Source organism: Ruminobacter amylophilus (assembly GCF_900115655.1).
Taxonomy (GTDB): Bacteria; Pseudomonadota; Gammaproteobacteria; order Enterobacterales; family Succinivibrionaceae; genus Ruminobacter; species Ruminobacter amylophilus.
In genome coordinates this window covers 75011-81912 of sequence record NZ_FOXF01000009.1, presented here as the reverse complement: position 1 = coordinate 81912, position 6902 = coordinate 75011, and the positions used below count along the sequence as shown (strand labels likewise).

3 protein-coding genes are annotated in these 6902 nt (G+C 47.9%); all 3 read left to right on the top strand.

Annotation, left to right across the window (positions count from 1 at the left end; translation table 11 throughout):
- The first annotated feature begins 575 nt into the window (after positions 1-575).
- Genes rlmKL through BMY80_RS04065 form a run of 3 tightly spaced genes read left to right on the top strand, consistent with a single transcriptional unit; the run spans position 576 to position 6832 of the window.
- Positions 576-3116, top strand: a complete 2541-nt coding sequence (gene rlmKL, locus BMY80_RS04075) for a bifunctional 23S rRNA (guanine(2069)-N(7))-methyltransferase RlmK/23S rRNA (guanine(2445)-N(2))-methyltransferase RlmL (protein ID WP_093141160.1) — start codon at positions 576-578, stop codon at positions 3114-3116.
- 6 nt (positions 3117-3122) lie between these two features.
- Positions 3123-5027, top strand: a complete 1905-nt coding sequence (locus tag BMY80_RS04070) for an ATP-binding cassette domain-containing protein (protein ID WP_093141157.1) — start codon at positions 3123-3125, stop codon at positions 5025-5027.
- Between the two features lie 29 nt (positions 5028-5056).
- Positions 5057-6832, top strand: coding sequence for a DUF3466 family protein (locus BMY80_RS04065; RefSeq protein ID WP_177178489.1), 1776 nt, complete (start codon positions 5057-5059; stop codon positions 6830-6832).
- The last annotated feature ends 70 nt before the right edge of the window (positions 6833-6902 follow it).

The window sequence follows — 6902 nt, the reverse complement described above, 5'->3', positions numbered from 1 at the left end:
AATTTATCAGAGATTTTCAGTTGGCTAAATGCAACGGTAAGTATGTAAATCTTCTGACAAAATCCGACTTTTTGGATAAGATTTCTGAGCTTACAAAACTACCGGTCAAATCCGCACTTTTAACTCAGAAACAGTACGAGAAAATCATGAATTACCGATTCAAATAACTGGTATTTTTAAAAGTGAATCACGATGGCAAATTCTTTAGTAATTTTAAAAGTTCTCACAAGGATTTGGCGAAAAACTCGAAAGTCAGGAACGATAATAGTGTTTTTGCTCACAAAATTTGGACGGCCCGGCTAAAATAAAGCGGATTAAACCTATGAGGCCCGTAAAGCTTTTAAATCGGGAATTTTCCGTCCGGCAGTCAGGCCTGTGACCGGGACTGAGGAGAGGAGACCGTGATAAAAACAGGCATGTCCACAGTTTACGTAACGGCGTCGCAGTGACGCCGTGACCTAAATCATGCGGAAAAGGTCACTGTTTTTTTAGATACGGATCTGATTTTTTGATACAATAGCACAATTTATAAAGCCTTATGCCGGAACAGGCTGATTTTATCACTGCTCCGACTCATGATTTGTTATTTTCACAGTATAGAAGAAACGGTAATGCTTAAGTTTTTTGCAACATGTCCTAAAGGATTGGAAAGTCTTTTAAATCACGAATTAACTGAACTTGGAGCTGAATCCGTCAGGGAAACGGTGGCAGGCGTGTCATTTTCCGGAGATCTGTCTCTGGCAGTGAAGGTGTGTCTGTGGACCCGTTTCGCCACCAGGGTTCTTCTTACCCTCGGAACCTTCCATGCTGACAGTGACATAGAATTCTACAACGGAGCCTACAGTCTTCACTATGAGGACTATTTCACCAATGATGCCACCATTTCGGTTGATTTCAACGGTCAGAACAGTTTCATAAACAATACTCTCTACGGAGCTCTGAGAATAAAGGATGCCCTGTGTGACCGCTTCGTAAAGCTGACCGACAGACGTCCTGACGTTGACAGGGAAAATCCGGACGTGAGGATCAATGCTCATCTGGACAAGCGCAACATGGTTACCGTTTCACTGGATCTTTCTGGCAAATCACTGCACCGTCGCGAGTACCGCAATGTTGCCGGTATTGCACCCTTAAAGGAAAATCTGGCTGCGGCCATCGTGGCAAGAAGCGGATATACCGGCGGATCCGTTGTGGATCCGATGTGCGGTTCGGGCACCATTCTGATTGAGGCCGCAATGAAGGCCTGTAACATGGCTCCCGGACTTTTCAGAACGGAATACGGTTTTGAAAAGCTCAGAGGATTTGATGCGGTGGCCTTCAATACCATGAAGAGAGAGGCTTTCGCCATGGCAGAGGAAGGCAAACAGAGACTTCTGAACGCCAAGGTCGTTTTTCAGGGCTTTGATAAAGATGCCTCTGTGGTTGAAAAGGCTGTCCAGAATGCCGGAAGAGCAGGACTTGGGGAGCTCATAAAATTCAGCGTCGGGGATCTGCACGAGCTCAGAAATCCGGTAAGCAGCGGCAACAGGGGAATGGTAATAACCAATCCTCCATACGGTGAACGTCTCGGTAACGTACCTGAACTTCTGGAACTCTATACCGCCATCGGCGCCTGTCTTAAAAGAGAATTCGGCGGCTGGAAGGCAGGTATCATTTCATCATCCGAAGATCTTCTGAGCTGTCTCCGTCTGCGTGCGGACAGGGTTTACAAGTTATACAACGGTGCTCTTGAGTGTCAGCTGCGAACCTACACCATCAGTGAATCTGATGCGGCTTCTTCCGAAAAGGAAGGTGAAGGTTCCGGCTTTACCATCAGCCAGACAACACTGAAGGTGGCTGAGGAATTTGCCAACCGTCTGAAAAAGAATATCAAAAAGCTGGAGAAGTGGGCTCAGCGTGAAGGCATAGAAGCATATCGTATCTACGATGCGGATCTGCCCAACTACAACGCGGCCATTGACCGTTACGGCAACTATATAGTGATTCAGGAATATGCCGCTCCGGGATCCGTTGACCCGCGCATAGCCCATCAGCGCATGCTGGACATCATTCAGGTGGTAGTGGCCGTTACCGGAGTCAAGGGCGATCACGTGATCGTCAAGGTTAGAGAACGCAAAAAGGGCGATTCCCAGTATGAAAAGCTCAATGAAACCAGACACACGCTTCTGGTAAGGGAATATAACGCCTCACTGATTGTCAATCTGTGGGATTATCTCGATACCGGACTGTTCCTTGATCACCGCGAAGTAAGACGCATGATTACCGCCAGAAGTTCAGGCAAGAGCTTCCTTAATCTCTTTGCCTATACCGGCAGTGCAACCGTGGCGGCAGCCATCGGCGGAGCCGCCGATACCACCACAGTGGATATGAGCAGAACCTATCTTGCCTGGGCAAAGGATAACATGATGGCTAACGGCTTTTCCGGCAGAAACCACCAGTTTGTGCAGGCGGACTGTCTGAGATGGCTGGATATTCCGGGCAGAAGATACGATCTCATTTTCTGCGATCCTCCAACCTTCTCCAACTCCAAGAGAATGGAGGCAACCTTTGATGTTCAGAGAGACCACGTTGCCCTGATTGCCAAGCTTTCAGGAAAGCTTAACGTTGGCGGAACCCTGATTTTCTCAAACAATAACCGCAGTTTCAGACTTGATGAAGATGTTATAAAGAGCTTCGGATTCGAGGTTGAGGATGTAAGTGAAAAGACCGTTCAGGAAGATTTCAAGCGCAACAAGCGTATTCACTGCTGCTTCATTCTGACCAAGACTGCCGAAGTGGAAATTCCTGAGGAAATTGCATCCGCGGACTTCGGGTCGGCTGCCAATATGAGAACCAGAGTTGATTATCTGAAGGACGGAGTTTCCGGCAGGGATCGCGGTTCACGCAGGGATAACAGGGCTTCAGGCCGATTCGGTCCGGAAAGAAAGCGTACAGATTACAGAGCCCGCGGTGAAAACGGGGAGGAACGCCGTTCATTCCGCGGAAAGGACGCGCAGTATGCCGGCAGAAAGACAGTCCCTGAACAGCCAGTGCTTTCAGGAGACGAGGAGCAGCCGGGACGCGGTCCCCGCCTCAAGCGAAGAATCAAGAGTGACAACGGCAGCGATAAGGAATAACGGCAGATGGCTTTGGTTACTTTAGACAATATCTATCTTTCCTACAGTGATGCACCTCTGTTTGATCATGCCTGTCTTGCCATTGAAGAGCATGATCGCATGGCAATCGTCGGTCGTAACGGCGCCGGCAAGTCAACACTTCTGAAAATCATTGAGGGGCTGATAAAGCCTGATGACGGACGATGCATTGTCCAGCAGGGCATAAGAATCGCCAGACTGGAACAGGATCCTCCGGCCCATCTGGAGCTTCCGGTTTACTGCTATGTTGCGGAGGGCATTCCGGGAATCGGCAGTCAGCTGTCAGCATACTATCAGCTGATAAATGATGACTCCGGAGCAGACAACAGCGCCAGAATGGCCGAGATAAGCTGCCAGCTCGACAAGGAGGAAGGCTGGAACTACGATACTGAAATCTACCGTCTTCTGAATCTTGTGGGACTTTCACCTGAAACCAGCATGTCATCACTCAGCGGCGGATGGCTTCGCAAGGTGGCTTTAGCAAGGGCTCTGGTAAGTTCACCGGATCTGCTGCTTCTTGACGAACCTACCAACCATATTGATATCAAATCAATCATCTGGCTCCAGGATTTTCTGTCATCATTCAGGGGAGCCGTGGTGTTTATTTCCCATGACCGCAGTTTTATCAATGACGTGGCTTTGCGTATTGCCGACGTTGATCGCGGCCGTATCTCCGTGTTTGACGGCAATTACGATTCCTATGTCCAGGCCAAGCAGGAGGCCCTGAGACTTGAGGAAATAGCCAATGCCGATTTTGATCGTCGTCTGTCCATTGAAGAAGCATGGATAAGAAAAGGCATCAAGGCACGTCTTACCCGTTCCGACAGCCGTGTCCGCCGTCTGAAGGAAATGCGCCGCGAGCACAGGGAACGCCGCGCAAGACTCGGTAACGTGAGAATGCGCATAGACGACAAGGAAATTTCAGGAAAGATAGTTCTCGAGGCGGAAAATCTCTGCTTTAACAACGGTGAAAAGGACATCATCAGGGATTTCAGCACCATTGTCCTCAGAGGCGACAAGATCGGCGTGGTCGGGGCCAACGGTGTCGGTAAAACCACTCTGATTAAGATGATTCTGGGGCAGCTTCAGCCTACTTCGGGAACTCTTAAGCTGGGATCCAATCTGAAAATAGCGTACTTCGATCAGTATCGTGAGCAGCTAGATCCCGAAAAAACGGTTATGGACAATCTGGCGCACGGCAAATCTGAAGTTGAGGTCGCCGGCAGAAAACAGCATGTGCTGGGGTATCTGCAGGACTTCCTGTTCTCTCCGCAGAGAGCAAGGACTCCGGTAAAGGCTCTGTCAGGCGGAGAAAAGAACCGTCTGCTTCTGGCCAGAATCTTTCTGCGTCCGTGCAATATTCTGATACTCGACGAGCCGACCAACGATCTGGATATTGATACTCTGGATCTTCTGGAAGAGCTTCTTGACAGTTATCAGGCCACACTGATAGTGGTAAGTCACGACCGTTACTTTATTGATAACGTGGCTACGGATACCTGGTATTTTGACGGATCCGGAAAAATATTCGAAAATGTGGGCGGTTATACCGACCTTAAGGAAACTTTAGCCAGAATGGAACTGTCAAACGGCAGTGAACAGAAGGCAAAAAATTCCGAACCGGTGAAAAAGGAAGAGCCGGTTCAGCCTAAGCGCGACCGCAAGAGAAAGCTCAGCTTTAAGGAGACAAAGGAACTTGAGCAGCTTCCTCAGGAAATTGAAAAGGCCGACGGTCGCATTCAGGAAATAGAAGAGATTTTTGCAGGCGTGGATTACGGCAGTCAGTCTGAGGAATACAAAAAGAATATCCAGCAGGAATACAATGTTCTGACTGAGAGACTGGAATGGCTTTATCAGCGCTGGGAAGAACTTGAAAAAATTAATAATGCATAGATTTTTGTAATGCATGAGAAAGGATGTTTATGAATTTTAAAAAGGCATTTGTTCTGACTGCCGGCTTTATGGCGGCAGGTTCTGCAGTGTATGCTGCAGATTCAGAAGACAAATCAACGACTCCGATGTACAGCATTGAGGTTGTTGATGTTCCGGAATCTTCTTTTAAATTCGGTCCTTTTGCCGTTTCCATGGGCGAAGGGGAAAATCCGGATGTTGCGGGACTGTATGAACAGTTTGATTTCTTCTCTTTTTTCAATCTGCCTCCGCATCAGGTGGATCTGGGACAGAAAATGTATCGTCACCAGAGCTGCTACGGTATGAGAGTGAGTTCGAGCTTCTGTGATTCGCTGTGGGACGAGGATAAGATGGCAAGCGACTGGAGATACAGTCTCTACAGGGGGGTGTCAAATCTTAAATCATTTCATAATCAGACTATTGCCGATGACGAGGAAATCATTTATGCCAAGCTCGGTGAGGACGGTTCTGAAGGAGTAGGGTATCGTTATGACTATGATGCCTCTCTGTCTCATTATTCCAATCCGACTTCCTACGGCATAGCAAAATTCAACAATAAAACCTTTATTCTTAAGAGCCCTACCATAGACAAAAGTGAAGGTCTTACTCTCGGAAGCTATGCCTCAGCTCTTAATTTCATAAAGCTTGATGACGGCAGAATTCTGGTTGGCGGGTACAGTAATTTCGCCAATGCCAGGGAAAATTTCTTCTACCGCTGCTATTCCGGTAATGACAACAGCGACGGTGATTATCATTTCTGTCCGGGCCATAAAATGCAGGCTACCATATGGGTGTTTGATCCGGAAAAGGATCCGGACGGTGCGGAAATCATCGGACAGCAGGCAAAGGGTTATATAGACTACGACAGTGATCCTGATGCTCTGGTTTCAGCCGCTGTTAATTCATTCCATCAGAAGGACGGTGTTCTTTATGCCATGGGATATTCAGTCACCAATGACTGGTCAGGCGGCGTAAATCCGTCAAATACAGCAGTGTACTGGAAGCTTTCCCTGGACGGAGACACGGTTTCATATGATTCCGTCAGTGAATATCCCGGTCTGAGCCGTCCCGGTAATAATGACAACTGGAATGAATATACCTGGACTGCCGATGTTAATGCCAGGGGGTATGTTCTTGCCAACAGAAAACTGGCAAAGGCAAAGAGCAGTAACTATGCAATGAACCTTGCCTATACCTACCTGAAGGATGACGGTTCATTCGCATCAATCAGTATTCCGATGTACAACGTTCCGTTTGACGGTGCAAACTCTGAAGGTGCCGCAATCAATGACAATAATTTCATTGTCGGCTGGGCAGACAGAAGAGATGACAGACGTGCGGTTGTAGGCGGCAGTTTCCGTGATACCGAAGCCCTGTTCTATGACATCAATGCTGACAAGTACCATTACATCAACGACTTTACCTGTCACAAGGACAGTGAGGGAAATACCGACTGTCAGGCGAAAGACGGATACTATTACCACATCCAGTGGGCCGTGGATATTAACAACAGCAATATCATCTATGCGACCGCCTTCCAGTATGCGACCAGAAGTGACTGGGAGAACAGTGTCAATGCTTCAGTGAAGACAGTTCTTTTAAAACCGGCTGATGATGCCTTTCTTACGGATGAGACCGGAGTTATGACCGTCAATGAGAGCAGAAAGGTAACATATGATCGTCATATATCCAAAAACTATTCCACAAAGCGCGGCGGCAGTATCGGCTTCGGCAGTATTCTGCTGATGGCTCTGGCTTCTGTTTTAATCAGAAGACGCAGGGTTTAATATCCGCTTCTGATGGCAAAAGGCTGCAGGAATTTGTTGTTCCCGCAGCTTTTTATTTTTGACAACTGAC

Bases quoted from the DNA above. Each gene is read 5' to 3' on its own strand.
- BMY80_RS04070 (WP_093141157.1), top strand. From the start codon at position 3,123: ATGGCTTTGGTTACTTTAGACAATATCTATCTTTCCTACAGTGATGCA.
- rlmKL (WP_093141160.1), top strand. From the start codon at position 576: ATGATTTGTTATTTTCACAGTATAGAAGAAACGGTAATGCTTAAGTTT.
- BMY80_RS04065 (WP_177178489.1), top strand. From the start codon at position 5,057: ATGAATTTTAAAAAGGCATTTGTTCTGACTGCCGGCTTTATGGCGGCA.